Raw genomic sequence first — 20,242 nt, 5'->3', positions numbered from 1 at the left:
AAAGCGAGTAAGCCAGCGGGCTGCGAAGGCGCATGGTTCGGAAGGAGCAGAATATACAAAATACCAGTGCGGGCATTACGCCCGCACTGGCACTAGGACCCAAACTGAAGGGTTTTAGCGGTTACTTCTTGATCAAGTAGCCACCATCCGTATTGCGTTTGACGATCATCTTTGTGACATCCACATAGGTTGCGGAGCCGGAGGTTACGTCAGTGCCGGCCTTAGCGGGGACCGTGGTATGGAGCAGATTATAAGCAAGGGCTTCAGCAAAGATGCCCGTGTCCGAACCGTTATCGGGAGTGTCGTTAATACGGTAGAACATGTGCTCATAGGACCAGAAGGTGTAGGCGCCGTTGTACACATTGCCCAGGGTATAGGGAACGCCGTTGTAGGTGAGCTCCGTGGCCGTGATCGACGCGCCGGAAACAATACTAGCAGCGTCGCTAACCGACAGATAGGCAATGGCAGCATCGGTCCCGCTGGCGATGCCAGTGAAGGAGCCGGTGCCGATAGCCCCAATCGCAGTTGCAAGGGTGCCGCCGCTGCTGTACCCGCCTTGGCCGTCAGAATAGGATATGGTGTTGACGACGCTAGAAGGAGTCAATGTAACATAGCTTCCGCTGGAGCCGAGAACACGGCTGGAGCTGGAAGTGTTTGTAATGCCGTATTGCACGGGAAGGAATGTCGCGCCAAGGTCGGTATCGGCAAAGGCGGTGAGGCGGGTGCCGGAATCGGAGTCGCGGCCGAAGCCATACACCTTCGCCGCAGTAGCGGACGTGGCGGCAGCGCCGTTGATCAGCAGATTTTTCGAAATATAGCCCGTTTTATAGATCGTGTGCACATTCTGAGTGGACACATTTGTGAGGCCGGTATTTGTGCCGGAGACGACCCACTTGAAAGGGCAAACGCCGATACCTTTGTAGGTGCCGCCGCCTGCTTCCTGGATTTCATCCGTAGTCCAACTGGTGCCAAGAACTCCGTTCGCTGTATCGAGGAAAACGTCAGACATGGCGATGTCCACTGCGGAAGTGGTGTCCGAAGCTGCAGCCGAACCGGTCACACCAGCGGTGACCGGCGCGGTAGCGGGAATGAAGCCGCGGGAGGTGTTCCCGGAATTGGCCAAAGAGTAAACGCCTGCGACAGATCCTGTCCACGAAGTGCAGACGATGATCCTGGTGCCGGCGGGAATGGTATAGGCGTCACCATTATAGGTGGTGGAAATGGTATTGGTAGCCGTGCCCGAAAAGAGAGCGACATTCGATTTATCGACAGACGTAGCGCCGTCGGCAATCAGGATGCCAAGTTTGGAGTCTCCGAGAAGACTGGTGATTGCCGAGTTAACGGCCGAACGGTAGGCGCTGGAACCCGCGATGCGAATCACAACATCAGCTTGAGCGCTGGAGGCAACCACCGCGAGGGCGAGAGCCCCGGTGGCGAGGATACGTTGAAGTTTCATAATTGGATTGGGATTTTGAACTTGGACTGGTTGAGGTGGAAATTAAGCGCTGCGGCGACGGCGGAACATGCGAAGCATGGCCAAACCGCCAATGCCGATCATGGCGTAAGTTGAGGGTTCGGGAACGGCGGCCAAAGACGTGTAGGTCAGGACGCCGCTATCGCTAAGGGTAAACGTGCCGGCTTCCGTGGCGGTGCCGTCAGTGCTATATTGCCAGAGGGCTAAGACGCTGGTGTCGGCGGAATTCAAAGATTTGGTGATAGTGTAATTTAACGAATCTCCCAAATTGCTTTTAGCTTGGTTGTACCAGCTATATTGGTCGGCTTTTGCGTATTCCACCGCGCCGACGATGTTTGCAGAAGCCCCGTCATTGGTCGTAGCCGTTCCGTTTTGATATTCGGCAATGACATTAGCGAGGCTGTTTTTAGCACCCGAAATGGCTTGATCGTTAGTGGAAAGTGAGCCAGCTGTTAACGTGGTCGATGCCGTGGCCCACAAGTTACTGAGGGTCGCCGAGGCAACGCCCCACGACACCTTAGTGCTGTCATCCCAGCCTGAACCCACAATGGCGGTCAGATCGCTTGTGCTGAGCGTCCAGGTTTTGGTTTGGCCGCTGCTCAGGCTGATCAGGTTGCTGATGCTGCCGAGGTTGAGGTTGTAGGTGTAGGCGAGGGTGGCGGTGCTGCTGGTAATACCAAATAGGACATCACCGGTGCTGAATGTATTGCTTGCGTTGGCAGAGCCAATGCCGACGATGGCCATGATGGCCATGACAAGGATTTGTTTGATTTTCATGTGTTCGAATATTCGGAGTTGATTTGTTTTTCCTTCGGATAACCAAAACGCGACAAATTCCATCGGTTCGCGTGCTTCGGTTTCGTGGCGGAGGCTAGGGGGCTGGTTCATCATCGACAATATTTTAATAGTTACAGTTATGTGAAACTAGGTAAGACATGTCTCTATGTTACATATGTGTTACGAAGTGTTGAGATTGGGTGATTTTTTGGGCGGAAATGGCACTTTCATCGGTGTATGATTGACCTGGGATGGCGGGCGTTGATTATTGCACCGCCATGCCCGAAAAAATTGTCGTTGCTGAAGATGAACCCGATATGCTTTCGCTTATCGCGTCGACTCTTTCGCGCGAAGGGTACAGTGTTATCAAGGTTTCAGACGGTTCCGCGGTGCTTGATGTGATGGATCAGATGCCGCAGTTGATCGTGCTTGATTTGATGATGCCCAGGATGTCGGGGCTGGATGTCTGCCGCGCGCTGAAGGCCAATTCTCAGACGGCCAATATCCCCATTGTGATGCTAACGGCGAAATCGGCGGAGGTGGATCGGATTGTGGGGTTTGAGCTGGGAGCCGATGACTATATTAGCAAACCCTTTAGCCCCAGAGAGTTGGTGCTAAGGGTAAAAGGGATTTTGCGGCGGACGGCGTATTCGGGGGCGGAGAAGAATTTCCTATCGGTAAATGGAGTGGTCTTGGATCGGAGCCGGTTTGAAGTGACCGTGAATAGTAACCCGGTGCACTTGACTGCGACGGAGTTCAAATTGCTGCGCGTATTGCTGGAACGCCGGGGCGTTGTGCAATCGCGCGCCACGTTATTGAACGATGTGTGGGGCTATGAATATGCGATTGATACCAGAACGGTGGATACGCATATCCGGCGGGTGCGCGAGAAACTTGGCGTGGCCGGGGAGTGTATCGAAACGGTGCGCAGTTTCGGTTATCGGATTCCCAAATAGCAGAACAACAGATAAGTGCCGTTGCTGCGCATTGAAATGAACGGGTTGCTAGGAAGGCGGTGGTGTAGGGCGTACGAGGCGACCGCCACGTTTTGCCGGAGATGGGCTTCCCTGCGGTTTCAGGCTTGGGTTGGGCGGAATGACGCCGGGAGGTAGATTTGTTTTTGCGTTCCCTTGCGGGGGCTGGGCGCCTTCGGTGGGAGGCTGCGTGGCGGGCGAGCGGAGATTAGCTTCGTCGAAGGTTATAGTGGCGAATTCGTTGCCGCTTTTGAGGGTAGCCCGGGTCTTTCCCATGGCTTCCGACCAGGCGACGCTGACGAGCGATATGCCGTTGTAAGAGATTCCTGTGCGGAGGGCGAATGACTGGCTCTGGTCACGCGATCCGATGGATATATATTCGCCGCTCTTCAGACGCACGGCACCGGTCAGATAGAGGTTTTTGGCAAAGCCGGAGTTGGGCGCGGTGGTCTGTGCTGCGGGACCCTCTGAAGAAAGCGCGAAGGGTGAACGGTCCAGCATGGATTGGTACCGGGTGAGGGAAAAGCCCGCGGGCCGGGCGTCCTCGGCAAAGATTGCCGCCGGGAAGATGAGAAGCAGGAGAAGAGAGGTTTTAGGGCGCATACCATTTGGAAATTTTCAGTTGGCAGGTCATTTGTTTGGAATTGGCCGTGTCGACTTGGAGGGTCGCGGAGTCAATGACGATGAAGTTTTCTGGGGTTTGGAGGGAATGCAGGAATTTGACTAGCCCGGACCAGGAACTTTTTGCCGTAAGCTGTACGGAAACGGAGCGGCTGGCTTGTCCGTTTTCAACAGTGCCTAGTTCGGGATTTTCCAGACGAATCTGAAGATCCTTGGCGCTGTTTTTGATTTGATCGAGGAGCTGGACTCCAGCTTGTTCGGGGTTGGCTAATTTGGGTTGGGCGGCGGCCAGCCAAGCCTCGCGGGCGGCGTAGGCGGTTTCGTCTTTGACGATGGTTTGCAGCGAACGAAGCTCGGTCCGCTTGGCGGTTAGGTTTGCTTGGATTTGCATGTACTGGCGGGTGATCCAGCCGACAAGTGCCCAGTTGACCAGCAGAAAGAGCACTGCGGCAAGAGCGTAAATGAGGCGGCGTTCGCGGATGGTGAGGCGGTTCATCGTTTTCCAAAAATTCGGAATTGGGCGTGTTCGTTGGGTTGCAGAATGGGGGGAGCGGCTTCGAACCGGAAGTCGGCGAGCTCGGGGCTGGCTTTGAGTTTTTCGGAAAATGCGATGGCTTTTTGGGCGTCCGGCGCTTCGCCTTCCACGACCATTTGATCGCGAGCCAAGTCGAAACGAGTGATACGGGTTTCGGGGGAGGGGAGCGACTGGTAGGTCTGGAAGAGCAATTCGACTAGGTACTGTTGCGGATCGACCGCTGGGGCGAGGGCTTTCCAGCGGGTTTGCCGCTCGATTAGCGCATCGACGCGGGGTTGCAGGGAAGCGGCTTGCTTGCACAGCGTTTCCAGTTGGCTGTTTTCCCATGCCACGCCTAGCAGACTGATGAGCAACACCGTCGCATAGATTGCTCCCGCCCAGGCGATCCGCTGGCGTTGTTTTTTGCGGCTTTTCCGGGCCGCTTGCTTCTTCCTCCATTGGGGCGGAGTGATATCGAATGCATCGTCGGCTGGGAAGAAATGCTTCGGGATCGCGAGCACGGGGGCTTGGAGGATCGCCGTCAGCGCTTCATCCAATCTCCCGGCATCGGAGAGCACGCTGGAAAAATGAATGGGCAGCCCGGCGGCTTCTGCTCTCAAAAGCGTGCGAGGCAGTTCATCGGGGAGGTTCGCGTCCGGCCCCAGATTTTCCACGTACGAGAGTCGGCTGCTTTCAAAGATGGCAAAGACGGAGTCGGTTTCTTCCCGCCAAATACCACAGGCGACGACACCCGCCGGGGCGAGAGCGGCGATGTGGATTCCCCGGAACGTCAGGCGACGGGGAAAGCCTTCGTTTAGGAGCGGGGAGCAGAAGGCTTCGATATTCGCTACATGGATGGCGCAGGCCATGACGGTGGATTCCGAATCGGTTTGCGAAATTATTTGCAGCGCGGTCGCGGTTTCCTCGCTAGGGTAGGGGAGGAGTTTTTCAAATTGTAACTGCATCATGGCGTCCAATTCCGCGGGATCGGTGGCTGGGAAAGTGAAGCGTTCGAAAATCCCGTACCGGGCTGGGAGCGCCACCGTTGTAGCCATTGGAGTACCCACAGTTGCTTGCCGCGCGGCATCGATCGCGTCGGCGAATGTCGGCCATTCCCGAGGCTCTTCGCCGGAGTCCGGGCGAATCACCGTCCAGCAGCACGCGGCTGGTGATATGAGCAAAGAGGATTCAGTCAGTTTTCGATCCATAGCAAAATTTGTGTGTTTCCGTTGGCCTCTTTGTTGACGACGGCCTCGGTGGTTCTTATAACGGCGGCGGATTGACCCACGCTTTGAATTCGGGTCACGGGATCGCGGAATTTCAGAAAGGCTGAGAGCGAGTCGACTTCCGTTTGGCTCATCCCAAGGCAATCGAGGGCATCCGGCAGATCCTTAAAAGGATGGTCATCTTTGTTATCGGAGCCCTTAAGCCGCCCCTCTCGCATTTTAACAAACCGGGCTGCCCGTTGCTCACCGATCCCGGGAACCAATGCCAGAAACCGGGCCGGAACGCTTTCAAGATCCAACGGCCCGGAACTGTAGAGCGTCAGCTCATCCTGCCAGCCTTGTTTTGAAACCAGCGGCCCGCTTCCCGCGATCTGCGCGAGTTCGTCCAAACTTTGCAGCGGCCGGTGGGGAATGGGGTAATCAGGCGACTCCGCCATGCCGCGAATTCGTCTTCCCTCGCGGCGCGGGCCGACCCAGTCGAGCAGGCAATCCACGAGCGTTTTGCGTTCCTGAATATTCAGCCCTTTGAGCGCGAAATATTTGGATAAATAGTCAATTTTTTGAGGGTCCTCGCCTGCCAGCCAATAGTTCAGGTTGATCCGGCCTCCCTCGCTTTCCATGGTGACGCGGTAGGATTGTCCGCGGCCAAAGTGTCCGTGCAAGAACGGGTTTTTTGCGCCGATGCCGGGATGCCGCGCCACGGCGATCCCCGAGTGGGCCAGCGCCCGGGCTTCCAGAGCGCGGTTGGCTTCATTGGCGGCTTCGATTTCCCGGTCAATGCGCATCCCCCAAGCCATCACCACTGCGGAGAGCAAGATCAGAGCCCAGAGCGACAGCATAAGCGTGGAGCCGCCTTTAGTTGCCAGGGAGGTCGGCCGCTTCACGCGCTACCTCCTTTGGGTTGGGCTTTGGTGGGAATCGGCAGGACCCATTCGAAAGCTTCCTCTCCGCGCCATAGGCGGACTCTAATTAGCGAGGGGCGGGCATGGGTGTCGGTCCATTTTTCCATCCAGTCTTTGCGGGACACATCGAAGTAGCGCACCTCGAACCCCTTTACCTGGCGGAACAACGGCAACCAAACGGCATCTCGTTGACGCAGAAGATCCTGCCGCCGCATCCCCAGTTCGTATTCGCCGCCGTCGAGCTGTTTGGTGGTTAGCGTCACCGTCCATTCACCGCTTGCGTTCCGCGTTAAGAGCGCGCTTCCGGCATAAGCGATCCATTGCAACTCATCGCTCGAAACTCCGCCGAAGCGGTGGGCCTCGCCCGTGATCGCCCCGGCCCGCGAGGAAGGTAGATGGAGCATCTGGGCGGATAAATAGTCTGCGAAGGCGGTGACTAGTGCATGATCCTGATCCGCGCGGGCAGACGCCTTGACAGCGGCGATGGTTGAGGCTACGAAACCGTAAATACCAATGCCGATCAGGGCCAGGATGGCGACCGCCAGCATGACTTCCAGCAACGTAAATGCCCCCGCTCTATTATCGCGGATAGACATAAAAAGTGAGCGCTTTGGTTTGCGTTCCGGACCACTCCACCCATGCCGCTTCCAATTGGACTTGTGAAATGCCGGTCAGTTCTTTTCCCGTTTCGTCCTTCATCGGAAGCGGAATGCATTTTTGCCGGAGCGTCATTCCTTCGAACGGTCCGGAGAGCTTTTCCGTGCTTTCCTTATCGCAATTCACCGCGCCCGCCTCGATTTCGGCGGCCCGGTTGGCGAGCGCCACGCGAGCCCGCTCGTCCCAAGCCCTGGCGGCTTCCGTGCCGATGCATTGCTGCACACAGCGCGTCAAGGCCAGCATGCCCAGCGCAAATACCGCCACGCCGATCATCGTTTCCAGCAATAGAAAACCAGCCCGCCGCCTCAGACTAGTCATAGTTAACCTCCGCGCGCGCCGTAAACGGATTGTATAACGCCGTCCACTTTGCGTTGGTCATTTTGTAATGAAGTTCTGCCGGTTCGCAGGCCCCGTTGGGCCAGAAGGTCCAGATAGCGTCCGGTGTTTTTCCCCTTAGCAATGCTGCGGGTAGCCGGAGGGTGACCTCTCCGGCTGTATGCTGGTCCCATTGGCGTATCCCGTTTGCTTCAGCCCGGCTGGCTGGTTCCTCCGGGCGAAGGCGAATTAATTGATCCCGCCCCCAGACGATAACGTAACTGCGGCCTTCCTCATGGCTGCGGCTTCGCGCCTCCTGCACCATGGCATCGAAACTTTCGAATGCAGCTTGCGCGGGCGGCTTTGACAGCGCCGCAGTAATGCTGGGCACGGAGACCGCGATTACGGCGAGCGCAACCAGCAGAGCCAGCATAACTTCTAACAGCGTGAAGCCGATAAATGAACACGGAATGGAACGCGACATACGAGTGAGCCCGAAAGCTACAACTTGCACTCTACGTAAAGAATCGGCGGCGTAGGATGACGGAAATGTTACAATCTTATTACATTATCTTAAAGCCGTTGCCTTGCGGATGGGTCACTCCTAAATAGTCCCGTGCAGTTTATCCGTATCCATTTGATTTTAGTCGTCTTTGCCGTTGCGGCGTGGGCTCAGGAACCGCGCTCCACTCCGGTCCCCATTCCGTCGCGCGTGGTGCGCCATGCGGGGGCCGACACAGAGGAAAGGAAACCGCTGCCTCAGGCCGCGCCCGCGCCCGCCGTGGCTGTTGACGCGTCATCGGAGGACACCATCCCCTTCATCGACTTTCCCAATACGGACATCCAGCAGGTTCTTGAATTTTACGAAACGCTCACGGGAAAAAAGATGCTCTACGATACCACCTTGCAGGGCAAGGTGCGCGTTAGGGTTACCAAACCAGTCGCAAAGGATGAAGCCATCCGAATCTTGGAAACAGCGTTTGCCTTGAACAACATCGTCCTGATCCCCGGGCCCGATGATATCATCAAAGTCATCGGTTCGAATAAAAACGTCCGGCAATTCGATATCCCCATCTATTCGGAAATTGATCAACTTCCCAAAAGCAATCAGATCGTCTCGTTCCTGTTTACCTTGGACTATGCCGATCCTCGGGACGTCAAAGCCGCGCTCGATCAAGTTGTCGCGGCCACCCCATCGATTACCAACATCGTGCCGCTGCAGAAGTCGCAGGCCGTCCTGGTGACCGAGAACGCCAGCATGATCCGCAACATCGCGCCGATTGTCGCAAAGCTCGATTGCAAACCCGCCGATGTGGTTAGCGCGTTCATTTCATTGGAGCGTGCGGACGCCAAGGAGGTCGTGGAAAAGCTGACGAAAATGTTTGAAAAAACGTCGACCAGTCAAGGCTCAACACAGGCGGGCGGCCAGGAGAAAACGCAGAACACGGCCCCCGCTGACGAAGGTGGAATGATCGTGCTTTCCGAGGAGTCGATCATCGCCGGGAAGATCCGGATTCAGGCCGATTTGCGGACCAACCGTGTGCACGTCATCACGCGTCCAGCCAATATGGCGTTCCTGCGTTCGGTGATCGCCGACCTCGACTGCGGCATTCCCCAGGGGGAACCGGTCACGCGGCCCCTGCGGTTCGTGCTGGCGGGGGACGTCCTGGACATCGTTGCCGGAGCCGTGGCGGAGCCCGGCGTCGAGGTTAAGAAACTGGAGACTAGCGAACGCTCCAGCAGTTCGGCGGCCAGCCCCGTCAACAATAGCACGGGCAATCTCTCCAACAATACGTCCTCCGGCTCCAGTAGCCGCGGTAGCTCCCGTTCTGCGACGATCACCTCGGGTTCGTTTGGTGCCAACAACGCCACACTCCAGGCGGACACCGCGCCCGAGGGCCGGGTCATCCGAAATAACAAGATCATTGCCGACAACCGGACGAATGCGATCATCGTCGTGGGCAACGACGAAGTGAAAAGGAAGGTTTTCGATCTGCTGGATAAAATTGATGTCCGCGCGCCACAGGTTTTGCTAACTGCGGTGATCGGCGAATTGACGCTGGATGACGACGATGAATTCGGCGTCGACTATCTCTTTAATAAAGGCAACCTCAGCAAGGCCATCGGCAGCGGCACGCTCCCGTGGAACGTCTCCAGCGCGGGGGTTAACGGTGCAAGCCTGAAAAGCATCATTTCCGCCGCCAGCCTACCGACCATGGGGGGCGGAGTCTCCGGGCTCATCGGCGTAAGCAATTCGCTGGACATCTTTGTCTCCGCGCTCCAGTCGACCGGCCGCTACCGGATCACCTCGCGCCCGATGATCTTTACCAGCAACAATCGTCCCGCCGTCATCAGTTCGGGGGAATCCATTCCCGTGCCGAGTTCCACCACCAGCGGCTACACCAGTGGCACGAGCCTTGTGAGCACCTCCAGCGTGGACTACATCGACGTGGCGTTGCAGTTATCCGTGTTGCCGCTGATCAATTCTGATGGAGAAGTAACCCTTCAGATTACCCAGGATGATAATAACACCAACGGCACCACCACCATCAGCGGCAATGCCATCCCCAACGTGACCACCCGCCGCATCAATACGACCGTCTCGGTGGCCAACGAAGCCACCATTGTCCTGGGCGGCCTGGTGTCGGAAAAAAAAGAGGTCAGCCGGTCGGGGGTGCCGGGGTTAAGCCGAATACCGGTTGTGGGGTCGCTTTTCAGCTACAAGAAGAACACCAAAACGCGGACGGAGCTAATCGTGCTGATCCGCCCGACGGTGACTCGCGGTGCGCTCCAGGCGGTCAAGGCCGGAGAGCGTGCGTCGGCCAAAACGCACTTTCCGCCGGACCTCGACGCCAGCCTCGATCCGCCCGCCGGGAAGCGCAAAGTGGATTTGCTTGATACGACGCCGTTGGGGCTGCCGGAGAAATAAACAGCATGCCGCCGCTTTCTTTGCTCGAGGTGATTCACGACGCCGGGGTGACCGATCCCGGAGCGGCGGAAGCGCTGTCGGCTTTGCGCGCGAATGGCGCCAGCACCTGGACTCATGAAGTTCTCAATACCGGAAAAGTCGACGAAACACGCCTGGCCGAAGCGCTGGGAAAAGCCTTCGACGCGCCCGTTGCGGTGCTGAACCCGGACCGGTTCGACCGTTCGGCGCTTAATGCGCTGCCCAGCCGGTTCGTGTTCAAGCACCACATCCTGCCGCTGGCCGAAACGGACGGCACCGTCAAACTGGCCACCTGCGATCTCTTTAATACAGCGGCTCGGCAACTGGCCGTGCAACTGACCGGCGGGAAAAAAATCGAATGGACGCTCGTGGCCCGCAGCCAGCTGCTGCGCACCATCAAGAGCGCGTATGGCGTGGGAGCGGAAACCTTCGAAGAGCTGCTTCAGAACTCGCGGGCGCTCGACGTGGCCGATCAAGACGGAGCCGCCACGGACCTGAATGCCGATGGGCCCGAGGCGTCGGTGGTCAAGTTCGTCAACCAGATCGTGCGCGAGGCGCTCTTCGAACGGGCCACGGACATCCACGTGGAGCCGCTTGAAAACGACCTGCGCATTCGCTACCGCATCGACGGCATGCTCCACGAAGTGGCCGTGCCACCGCAGTTGCGCCTGCTGCAAAGCGCGATCATTTCCCGCCTGAAAGTGATGGCCCGCATGGACATTGCCGAAAAGCGCCTGCCGCAGGATGGCCGGATCAATCTCGCGCACGCCGGAACCGCCATCGACGTGCGTGTTTCCACGATCCCGACCGTCACCGGCGAGAGCATTTCGTTGCGGCTCCTTAACCGCGACGAAACGCGAGCCTTCGGCTTCGAGCGGCTCGACCTCAGCGCCCATCAGGCGGGGCTCGTGCGGCGGCTCCTCAAGGAACCCAACGGGATCATTTTGGTCACGGGACCCACGGGGTCCGGTAAATCAACAACGCTTTACTCATTCCTATCCAGTATTAACTCCGTCGAACGCCGAATCATTACCATCGAGGAGCCCGTTGAGTACCGGCTCCCCGGCGTTTCGCAAATCGACGTGAAGCCGGAGATCGGCCTGACCTTCGCCAACGGCCTCCGGGCCATTCTGCGGCAGGACCCAAACGTCGTCATGGTCGGCGAAATCCGCGATGTGGAGACGGCCGAGATCGCCATTCGCGCGGCCATGACGGGGCACTTGGTTTTCTCCACACTGCATACCAACGACGCCGTGGGCGGCATTACGCGCCTGCTCGACATGGAGGTGGAGCCGTTTCTGGTGGCCTCGGTGGTGCGGGCGTTTGTGGCGCAGCGGCTCGTGCGCACGGTCTGCCCGGACTGTGCCGAACCGGCCACCTATCCCGCCGAGTATTTGCGCGAAATCGGGTTTCCCGTTGCAGCGGGGCAGACGTTCCGGCGCGGGTGCGGCTGCGAGAGTTGCCGCCAGACGGGCTACCGGGGCCGGACGGCAATCTACGAATTTTGCACCGTGGGCCAGGGCCTGCGCAGCCTTATTATCCAGAAAGCACCCGGCTCCGAACTCAAGGCCCGGGCTGCCCGCGACGGCATGGAAACCTTGCGCAATGACGGCTGGCGACGGGTCCTGGCGGGCCAGACTACCATCGAGGAAGTCGTGCGCGTGACGCAGTCCGACGAAAGCGCCGAGTAGCCATGGCCGCCTTTACCTACACCGCCCGCAAGCTCGATGGCTCCCGTGTTACCGGCACGATCGAGGCCCGGGATCGCGGCGCTGCCATTGTGCGGATCGAGCAGGAAACGGGTGTGCCGATCCAGGTCGCGGAAACGAAAACGGCTGCGGCGGCTGGTGCGGCATTGGACGGCCGGGCCCCGGCGGGCCATGCCGCATTGCGCCTTCCGTTGCCACAGCTCTTTCTATTCACCGAGCAGCTCGCGCACTTGCTTTCAGCCGAGATGACGCTCGACACCGCGCTCGGGATTCTGGAGCAGCGGCTCGAAGCGGCCAGGCTCAAGGTGCTCGTGGGCGCGCTGCACCAGGGGCTCGTCGACGGACGCAGCCTCTCGCAGACGATGCGCGATTTTCCCCGCGTCTTTTCGCCGCTCTACGTCAACATGGTGGCGGCGGGCGAATCCTCCGGGGCGTTGCCGCAAATCCTCCGGCGGCTGGTCTCGCACCTCGCCAATGTGAAATTGCTCCGCGAGCGCGTTCAGCAGGCGCTCCTCTACCCGGCGATGCTGGCGCTGGCAGGCGTGGCGCTCATCATCGTCTTTATGACGTTCATGGTGCCGCAGCTCACCAAGTTCCTCTCCACCACGGGTCAGGCGCTGCCGCCCGCCACCCAGGCGCTGATTGCTGGCAATCATTTTCTGACCCACTACGGGTGGGTGGTTCTTTTGCTCGGCGTCGTGGCGGTGTTCGCTTGCAAAGCCCTCACCCGCGCCCCGGCTTCCCGCCGCGCCTGGCACCGGTTTTTGTGGAATTTCCCCGCCGTGGGCCGCATCCCGCGTTACCGCTTTTACGCCCAGTTCGCCCGCACCCTGGCGACCCTTGGCGAAAACGGCGTGACGCTCCTCAAATCGCTCGAACTCCTCGAAGGCATCTCCGGCAACCTCTGGGTGCAGGCCCGCCTTGAGCAAACCCGCCACGCCGTCATGGACGGCAAGGCCCTTTCTCAATCCCTGCGCGAGGAGGACCTCTTTCCGCCGCTCTTCCTCGACATGATGGCCGTGGGCGAACAGACCGGGCGCTTTTCCGAGACCATGGCGATGATCGCCGACGTCCACGAGCGCGAACTCGACAAACAGGTCCAGTTCGTTTCCACGCTGGTTCCGCTGGTGGTCATCGTGCTCATCGCCGTCGTCGTCGGCCTTATTGTTTTCGCCATTCTTTCCGCCGTCTTTGGCCTCACCTCCGGGCTTCAGGGGCGGCTTCACTAGTTTCTATGAAAATACCGAATAACACCCTGCGTGGCGGCTTCACGCTGCTGGAAATGATCCTCGTGGTATCCATCATCGCGCTCCTCTTGGGCGTGGCGATCAACAAAATGGGCGGTGCGTTTGACTTCGGCAAGGAAGTCCGGGTGAAGGCCGATCTCCAGGCCCTCACCACCGCGCTCAAGATGTACAACGCCCAGAACGGCTTCTACCCGACGACCGAACAGGGGCTCAAGGCCCTCATCGCCGCGCCCACCACCGATCCGCGCCCGCGCCAGTGGCACGCCGCCTTCGACGACGGTAAGCTGCCGCGCGACCCGTGGGACAACGAGTACGGCTACGCCTTCCCCGGCAAGCATAATTCCAAGAGCTTTGACCTCTTCTCCGCCGGACCCGATCGCCAGCCCAATACCCCCGATGATCTTGGCAATTGGGATGCGGCGCCGGACCAAAAATAGCATACAGGGTACCTCTGGAAACCGGGGGCAGGGTCATCCATTTTGCTATCGTGCGGCGTCAGCGAAGCGCCGCATCGTCGTTTTGATGTTCCACGGCGTGCCGGAAGATACCCACCCCTAGGTGCATCCCGATCCGAAGCATTTCGAGGAGTACATGGACTACCAGGCGAGGGAAAAGTACACCGTCATCGCCATGCGGGACTTCGCCCATTACGTCAAATAATCTATCATTCTGGGGTTTACAGGCCGCGGGAAAAGGAAAATTCTACCCGGATGTTCCCCAGAAACGCCTGCTCGCATACCTGCCGTGGCCTTCTGAAGAAAAACAAGTTTCTTCAAAACCAGAACGCCCGGCTCAAGCAGCAGCTTACGCACTTGGACGACGAGTTGCGCCAGCAGCTAGAGGCCGTGCGCAATGAAAAGGAGTGGCTGGCCTCTTTAGTCAACAGCATCAGCGACGAAATCTGGTTCGTCGACGCCGCGAAGAAAGTCGTCCTGGCCAACCCCGCGGCGCTGTGTGGCCTGGGCGTCAAGGTCCGCGAATTCGCCGATATCGAGCAATTCGTCAAGAAACTAGAGGTCTACAACCGGGACGGCAGCCCCCGTCTTCCGCACGAGGCTCCCGTGCTTCGGGCGCTGAACGGCGAGCATATCGAGAATGACGAGGAGTGGCTCCGCGTGGCTCCCTCCGCAGAGCTCAAGTTGCGCCAACTCAGCGCCTCGCCCGTCAAAGACCGGGGCGGCGAGATCATCGGAGCGGTATGCGTCATCCGAGACATCACCGGCCAACGCGTTTTGGAGGAGGGCAAGCGCGCCATCATGGACCTGCTGAGCCTGATCAACTCCAGCGCGTCGAAAGAGGAGTTGCTCGCAAAAGCCGTCCGGTTTTTCCGGGACTGGTTCGGGTGCGAGGCCGTCACCCTCCGGCTAGAGGGAACGCCGCCGACGGTCATGGCGTACCCGGAGTCGGGAGCGAAGCCACGGGGCCTGAAAACCTCCGCCAAGATCCCCTTGCAGGACGGCAACCGCACCCTGGGGTGCCTGGAGCTCAAATCCCGCCTCCGCAATCCCTATGGCGCGGACCAGATCGACCTGCTGGAATACCTGGGCACCAAGCTCTCCACGGCCCTTTCCAGCCTGCGGGCCGAAGAGGAGCTCAAGCGCTCCTATGGCGAAATGGAAAAAATCGTTCAAGAGCGCACCCGCGAACTGGTCGCCATCAACGGAGCGCTGAAACGCGCCAACCGGGGGCTGTCGGCATTGAGGAAATGCGACGATCTCCTCGTGCATTGCAGCAGTGAACCGGAATTACTCCAGGGTGTCTGCAAAATCATACAAGGGGTCAACGGGGCGAAAATGGCCTGGGTAGGCTACAAGGGGGAGGACGGGACGGTAATTCCCGCCGCCAGCGCCGGAGACGATGGGATCTTCATGACCGGGGTGCGAATCGCCTGGGAGGATACCGCCCGGGGGCGAGGCCCCAGCGGTACGGCGATCCGGGCGCAAACCGTCGTCGTATGCAACGATATTGAAAACGACTCCCGCCTGAAACCGTGGCGCAAGGAACTGCTCCGGCACGGCTTCCGGGCGATGATTGCGCTGCCGCTGATCTGCGAAGAGGGGTGCCTCGGCGCGCTTAGCATCTGCTCAGCGGAACCGCATGCGTTTGGCGCCGAGTGCATCGAAATGCTCAAGCTGCTGGCGAGCGACCTCACCTACGGCATCGTGACCCTGCGGGCCCGGGCGGAGCGCGAACAGCTCCAACGCGAGCTCCTTATCATCAGCGAACGGGAAAAGCAGATGATCTCCCAGGAGCTTCACGACGGCTTGTGCCAGAGCCTGGCGGGCACGGCGATGCTTCAGAGCCTGTTGCACAAGCGCCTTGCCGCCATGGACGATCGCCGGGAGGAGGCGCAATCCGCCCGCCAGATCGCGAAAATGCTAGGGAACAACGTCGACGAAGCGCGCAACCTGGCCCACGGCCTGCACCCCGTCGGGCCGGAACCGATGGGGCTCATCGATGCGCTTCAGCAACTGGCCCGGACGGTCGGCAACCTCTTTCACATCCGGTGCGTATTTCTCTGCCCCAAGCCGATCTTGATCCACGACGAAACCGCCTCCACGCATCTCTTCCGCATCGTTCAGGAAGCCATCAACAACGCGAGGAAACACGGCGCGGCCGCTTCCGTTATCATCCGGTTCCACTCCACGCACGCGGGGGTTCTCCTTTCCATTCGGGACAACGGGTGCGGCCTTCCCGAGGTCATCCCCCAGAGCGGCCTCGGGATGCGGATCATGAAGCACCGGGCCCGGGAGATCGGAGCCCGGCTGGTGATTCGCCGCGCTGGGAAGCGAGGCACCGAGGTCCGCTGCCTGCTGCCGCGCAACGGCCTGGCGACCATCGAGGCGGGGACTACTCCTGCGAGGCCGTCTCCGGAAGCGCCTTCGAAGCCTTGACGCCCAGCTCGCGGAGCTGCTCCACCTGCCGGATGAGGTTGCCCTTCCCCGAGCCGAGCTGCCCCTTGGCTTCCGAGAAGGCCCGGCTTGTTTTCTGGAACCCCTCCTCGACGGCCTCCATGGTCTGGTAGAACGTCACGAACTTGTCGTAGAGCCTGCCGCCGCGTTCGGCGATCTCCTCGGCATTGCGGTTCTGCCGGTCCTGCTGCCAGAGGGAGCGCACCAGCTTGAGGGTGGTCAGCAGCGTGGAGGGAGTAATCAAGATGATATTGCGCTCAAACGCATACTGGTAGAGCCCCTCGTCCTGGTTGAGCGCCAGCGAAAGTGCGCCGTCCACGGGCAGAAACAGCAGGACAAACTCCGGCGTCAGCCAGCCCTGGCCGGTCTCGTACTTCTTGCCGGAAAGCCCGCAGATGTGCGCTCGCAGCGAGTCGAGGTGCGCCTTGGCGCTCCGCTGCCGCTCCGGCGGCTCCTCAGCGTTGCTGTAGTCCGTGTAGTCCTTAAGCGAGACTTTCGAATCGACAATGAGGACGCCCTGTTGCCGGGGGTAATAAATAATTGTATCGGGCTGAATGCGCTGACCGTCCTCGTTGCGGTTGGCCGCCTGGCGTTCGTATTCCACGCCCTCGGTCAGGCCGGAATGGGCCAGCACCGTATCGAGGATCATTTCGCCCCAGTTGCCCGCGGTCTTGTTGTTGCCCCGCAGCGCCCGGGCGAGATTGGCGGCCTCTTGCGTGAGCTGATTGTTGAGCAGCCGCAGGTGGTCGAGCTCCTGGAAAAGGCGGCCCCGCGCATCGGCATCGCTGGCCGTGCCCTCCTCGATACGTTTCCGGAACGCCTCGATGTTCTCCTTGAGCGGCTGGAGAATGCCCCCCAGGTTCTCCTTGTTGGCATCGGTGAAGCGCCGCGAGACGGTTTGCAGCACCTCGTTGGCGAGGTTCTGGAACTCGGTCTTCATGCGCTGATTGAGCGTCTCCAATTGCGCGCGCTCCCCGGTCAATTGCTCTTGCAGCCCAGCCCTGCGCGTCTGTTCTGCCGCCAGCTCCGCCTGGAGCCGCCCCAGCTCGCCCCCCTGGTCGCGAGCGGTCGCCTCCAGCCGGTCGCGCGCCGTCAGCACCTCTTCGAGCCGGGCCTGTAGCGCCGCGGCATTCTGCTTCAGCGCATCGAGTTCCCCGGGAGCGCATCCCCGCCGCGCCTGGAAGCGGAAATGCTGAATGAGCCAGGCGCAGAGCGCACCCACAGCCAGCCCGATCCCAAGAAACGCGGCCTCGTTCATCATTTCAAACGCAGGTAAGCCGCGTAGGTCGTGGCCACGCGGTCCTTCAGGGCCCGGCCTGCCAGCGTCTTGATTTGCTTCCAGAGGCCCGGGTATTGGAAGTCCGGCGGGTGAATGCCGATCCGCAGCAGCGGCGTCGAGTGGAGCCGTCGGAAAAGGTAGGCATTCCAGAGCAGGCTCATCCCGCGCCGCCACGCGCTACGCGAGCTCCAGACCAGGGACTGCGAATGATGCTGTGTGCCCGTGGTGTAGTCGAAAAGCCCGCTGATGCGCGTCGTGTAGCAGACCCCAAGGCGTTGCAGCGCGCGGTCGGCCCCCTCGCTCAGGAGCCACGCCGGGGCAACGAACCCCTTCGTGCTAAGGCCGAGCTTGCGGAATTCCTGCCGGGCCTGGCTGACAATGCGCAGCGCGTCGGCTCCGGCGATGTCGTAGAACTCCCCTTCGCCTGCTGTATAGTACTGAGTGGCCACCTTTTGCCGGAACGTCTCGCCTGGCCGTTGGTCGCGGCGGTGGTGGTAGCCGTGCACGACGATTTCGTGCCCCGCCCGGGCCTGCGCCTGCAACCAGAGGCAGAAGTCCGGGTGATCCAGGAAGTGCCCTTTGCAGTGATGATTGGGCACCACCAGGAGCGCCAGCCGGTGCACGCCGATTTCCGCCAGCTCGGCCATGATCTTTGTCGTGACCTCCTGGGTCATTGGCGAAACGTCGTGGATCGAAACCACGAGACTGCGTGAAAAACCAGCATGTGCGCGGTGAGTGGCCTCGGTGGAGTTGGCCACGGCAGAGGAGGGGACCTCGGCGGCAGGGCTCGGTTTCGGCTCCGTCACCGGGGCGATCTTGGGCTGGGGCTTGGCGGAGGGGACGGCACCCGGGGGCAACTGCGGCTCCTGCGGCGCGACCTTTACCTCGGGTTTTACCTCGGGTTTTGGCGGGGCCTGAACCGCTTTCGGCTGGGAGGGCGGCGGTTCCGGGGTAGGCGGCGGTTCCTGGCGCGCCTCCGGGGCCGGATTTACGGAAGGGGGCGCGGCGGGTCCGGCTTGCGGTTCCGCCTGGGCGGTGGGGAAATTGGAGGCGGCGTAGCTAAAGAGATCGGCCTCCGGGGTTTGCTGCTGCTGCGGGCGGCGCTTCATGATTTTCGACGTTGCCGGAGGATGAGGGCGACTCCGGCCAGGCTGATGACGGCGCAGGCTTGCGAGAAGCGTTCGCCGTGGCGGGTATAGAAGGTTTGAGGTGCGGTTTCAGAGGGAACTTGCAAGATATCGCTTAAGACCCCTTCCGCAAACGGATTTCCATCCGGGCGGAAGGCATTGACCACGCGGCCGAGCGGGTTGACGATCGCCGTCACGCCCGTATTTGCCGCGCGAACGAGCGGTCTGCGGTTCTCCACCGCGCGAAAAACGGCATTGGCCAAGTGCTGCTCGGAGCCCTTGCTGCGCAAAAACCAGCCGTCATTGGTCACATTGATGAGCAACTGCGCCCCCCGTTTCACAAAATGCCGCGTGAGATCCCCCAGCGTATCCTCGAAACAAATGAGCGCCCCGGCGCGAATCCGCGGGTTTTCCAGCGTGAGCAGCGTGTACTCCCGCCCCGGCGTGAAATCCCCCGGCACCAAGTCGCCGATGATCCATTCAAAGGGTGGAAACGCCTTCCGGAACGGAATATACTCCCCGAAGGGTACCAAGTGGATCTTCCGGTAAAACTGCAGGCGCTCCCCCTTGCCGGTAAAGAGCGCCGCCACGTTATAGTCATGCTGCTCGGTATCGAAATCGAGCGTGCCGAGGAGGAAATTGACCCCCTCGTGCCGGGCAAAACCGCGCACGAACTCCACCTGCTCCTCGCTCTCGAACATCGGGCCGGGCGTCGCCGCCTCGGGCCACAGGATCAGCTGCGGGCGGGTCGCCAGGGCCATCTCCGTCAGCTTCGCATAGCGCTCCCGGATCATCAGGGCAAATGCGCGGTCGAACTTCTCCTCCTGCGGGATATTCGCCTGCACCGCCGCCACGCGCAGCGGCGTCGTATCCCCCGAGGCGGGCGTGAACACCACGCGAACCCCGTAGGCGAACGCCGCTGCGATCAGCGCCATCGCCGTGCTGAAATCCCAGTGAGGCCGCAGCCGCCGCGCCTGCGTTTCCGCGACAAAGCGCCGGACCGTGATCACCGCGATCAAGTTCGTAAAGGCCACCAGGAAAGAAAGCCCGCCCACGCCCGTGAACTCCGCGATCTGGATCAGCGCCAAGTTCCCGTGCAGCGCTACCCCCAGGCCATTCCAGCCGAAACTCAAATTCCCCACTCCCCGCAGCCACTCCAGAGCCGTCCAGGCCGCCGCCCCGAGCGCCGCCGCCCGGAGATTCGCCCCCGAACGGGAAAAATCCCCCGCCAAACCGCGTGCCAGCCCCAGCACCGCCCCCCACGCCGCCACGAAAAGCGCCAGGTAAAACGGGAGCAAGAACCAGCCCAGCCCCGTCACCGTCGTCAGCCACGAGAAGACCCCCCAGAAAAACGTCAGCCCCGTCACATAGCCCAGCCCCGCAGCCCGGCGCAGATTTTGTTCCCCTCCGCCAAACCAAACGGCGGCAATCAACGGCGTCAGCCCCACCCAGCAGAGCCACGCCTGGTCAAAGCGGGGATAACAGAGCGTTAGAAGCAATCCGCTGGCGGCGGCGGCCACCCAAGGCCATATCCGGGCAAATTTCAAATTCACGGCAGTCA

At 60.3% G+C, this 20,242-nt stretch carries 18 protein-coding genes; 6 read left to right on the top strand and 12 right to left on the bottom strand.

Going from position 1 to position 20,242, the window contains the following annotated elements; all coding sequences use genetic code 11:
* Positions 1 to 121: 121 nt before the first annotated feature.
* Positions 122 to 1,456, bottom strand: coding sequence for a hypothetical protein (locus B2828_RS16755; RefSeq protein WP_479634921.1), 1,335 nt, complete (start codon positions 1,454 to 1,456; stop codon positions 122 to 124).
* A 42-nt stretch (positions 1,457 to 1,498) separates the two neighbouring features.
* Positions 1,499 to 2,365: a PEP-CTERM sorting domain-containing protein gene (locus B2828_RS16750; protein ID WP_479634920.1), complete on the bottom strand. Its 867-nt coding sequence runs from the start codon at positions 2,363 to 2,365 to the stop codon at positions 1,499 to 1,501.
* A 137-nt stretch (positions 2,366 to 2,502) separates the two neighbouring features.
* Between B2828_RS16750 and B2828_RS16745 the strand changes: the two genes are divergently transcribed.
* Positions 2,503 to 3,207, top strand: coding sequence for a response regulator transcription factor (locus B2828_RS16745; protein WP_479634919.1), 705 nt, complete (start codon positions 2,503 to 2,505; stop codon positions 3,205 to 3,207).
* Between the two features lie 48 nt (positions 3,208 to 3,255).
* Here B2828_RS16745 and B2828_RS16740 read toward each other — a convergent pair whose 3' ends face one another.
* Genes B2828_RS16740 through B2828_RS16710 form a run of 7 tightly spaced genes read right to left on the bottom strand, consistent with a single transcriptional unit; the run spans position 3,256 to position 7,944 of the window.
* Positions 3,256 to 3,828: a hypothetical protein gene (locus B2828_RS16740; protein ID WP_479634918.1), complete on the bottom strand. Its 573-nt coding sequence runs from the start codon at positions 3,826 to 3,828 to the stop codon at positions 3,256 to 3,258.
* A complete protein-coding gene (locus B2828_RS16735) occupies positions 3,818 to 4,342 on the bottom strand; it encodes a GspMb/PilO family protein (protein WP_479634917.1) in 525 nt (174 codons plus the stop codon). The genes B2828_RS16740 and B2828_RS16735 overlap by 11 nt, the downstream gene beginning before the upstream one ends.
* The gene (locus B2828_RS16730) at positions 4,339 to 5,541 is read right to left on the bottom strand and encodes a hypothetical protein (protein ID WP_479634916.1); all 1,203 of its coding nucleotides are present in this window, start codon (positions 5,539 to 5,541) and stop codon (positions 4,339 to 4,341) included. Before B2828_RS16730 ends, B2828_RS16735 begins: the two co-directional genes overlap by 4 nt.
* Before the next feature lie 11 nt (positions 5,542 to 5,552).
* Complete coding sequence (locus B2828_RS16725; RefSeq protein ID WP_479634915.1) at positions 5,553 to 6,470, bottom strand: hypothetical protein; 918 nt, start codon at positions 6,468 to 6,470, stop codon at positions 5,553 to 5,555.
* Complete coding sequence (locus B2828_RS16720; protein ID WP_479634914.1) at positions 6,467 to 7,084, bottom strand: PulJ/GspJ family protein; 618 nt, start codon at positions 7,082 to 7,084, stop codon at positions 6,467 to 6,469. The genes B2828_RS16725 and B2828_RS16720 overlap by 4 nt, the downstream gene beginning before the upstream one ends.
* The gene (locus B2828_RS16715; protein WP_479634913.1) at positions 7,068 to 7,463 is read right to left on the bottom strand and encodes a hypothetical protein; all 396 of its coding nucleotides are present in this window, start codon (positions 7,461 to 7,463) and stop codon (positions 7,068 to 7,070) included. The genes B2828_RS16720 and B2828_RS16715 overlap by 17 nt, the downstream gene beginning before the upstream one ends.
* Positions 7,456 to 7,944, bottom strand: a complete 489-nt coding sequence (locus B2828_RS16710) for a hypothetical protein (protein ID WP_479634912.1) — start codon at positions 7,942 to 7,944, stop codon at positions 7,456 to 7,458. The genes B2828_RS16715 and B2828_RS16710 overlap by 8 nt, the downstream gene beginning before the upstream one ends.
* 132 nt (positions 7,945 to 8,076) lie before the next feature.
* Here B2828_RS16710 and B2828_RS16705 point away from each other — a divergent pair, with 132 nt between their 5' ends.
* The 5 genes from B2828_RS16705 to B2828_RS16685 all read left to right on the top strand — a co-directional run bounded on the left by B2828_RS16705 (position 8,077) and on the right by B2828_RS16685 (position 16,257).
* A complete protein-coding gene (locus tag B2828_RS16705; protein WP_479634911.1) occupies positions 8,077 to 10,389 on the top strand; it encodes a secretin N-terminal domain-containing protein in 2,313 nt (770 codons plus the stop codon).
* A gap of 5 nt (positions 10,390 to 10,394) precedes the next feature.
* On the top strand, positions 10,395 to 12,098 hold the full coding sequence (locus B2828_RS16700) for a GspE/PulE family protein (protein ID WP_479634910.1): 1,704 nt from the start codon (positions 10,395 to 10,397) through the stop codon (positions 12,096 to 12,098).
* Positions 12,099 to 12,100: 2 nt separating this feature from the next.
* Positions 12,101 to 13,345 carry a type II secretion system F family protein gene (locus tag B2828_RS16695; protein ID WP_479634909.1) on the top strand — a complete coding sequence of 415 codons (1,245 nt, stop codon included), beginning with the start codon at positions 12,101 to 12,103 and terminating at the stop codon, positions 13,343 to 13,345.
* Positions 13,346 to 13,350: 5 nt separating this feature from the next.
* Positions 13,351 to 13,800: a type II secretion system major pseudopilin GspG gene (gene gspG / locus B2828_RS16690; protein WP_479634908.1), complete on the top strand. Its 450-nt coding sequence runs from the start codon at positions 13,351 to 13,353 to the stop codon at positions 13,798 to 13,800.
* 273 nt (positions 13,801 to 14,073) lie between these two features.
* The gene (locus tag B2828_RS16685) at positions 14,074 to 16,257 is read left to right on the top strand and encodes a GAF domain-containing protein (RefSeq protein WP_479634907.1); all 2,184 of its coding nucleotides are present in this window, start codon (positions 14,074 to 14,076) and stop codon (positions 16,255 to 16,257) included.
* On the opposite strand, the gene B2828_RS16680 is transcribed toward B2828_RS16685, so the two are convergent.
* The 3 genes from B2828_RS16680 to lnt are packed head-to-tail and all read right to left on the bottom strand — an operon-like array spanning position 16,214 to position 20,234.
* Complete coding sequence (locus B2828_RS16680; RefSeq protein ID WP_479634906.1) at positions 16,214 to 17,536, bottom strand: DNA recombination protein RmuC; 1,323 nt, start codon at positions 17,534 to 17,536, stop codon at positions 16,214 to 16,216. The two genes, B2828_RS16685 and B2828_RS16680, sit on opposite strands and share 44 nt — an antisense overlap.
* Positions 17,533 to 18,663 (bottom strand): DUF2334 domain-containing protein, encoded by a 1,131-nt coding sequence (locus B2828_RS16675; protein ID WP_479634905.1) that lies wholly within the window; start codon positions 18,661 to 18,663, stop codon positions 17,533 to 17,535. Before B2828_RS16675 ends, B2828_RS16680 begins: the two co-directional genes overlap by 4 nt.
* A complete protein-coding gene (lnt, locus tag B2828_RS16670; RefSeq protein WP_479634904.1) occupies positions 18,660 to 20,234 on the bottom strand; it encodes an apolipoprotein N-acyltransferase in 1,575 nt (524 codons plus the stop codon). Before lnt ends, B2828_RS16675 begins: the two co-directional genes overlap by 4 nt.
* Between the last annotated feature and the right edge of the window lie 8 nt (positions 20,235 to 20,242).

Source organism: Spartobacteria bacterium UBA695, assembly GCA_002298145.1.
Classification (GTDB): Bacteria; Verrucomicrobiota; Verrucomicrobiia; order Chthoniobacterales; family Chthoniobacteraceae; genus UBA695.
This window is presented reverse-complemented; position numbering and strand designations above follow the sequence as displayed.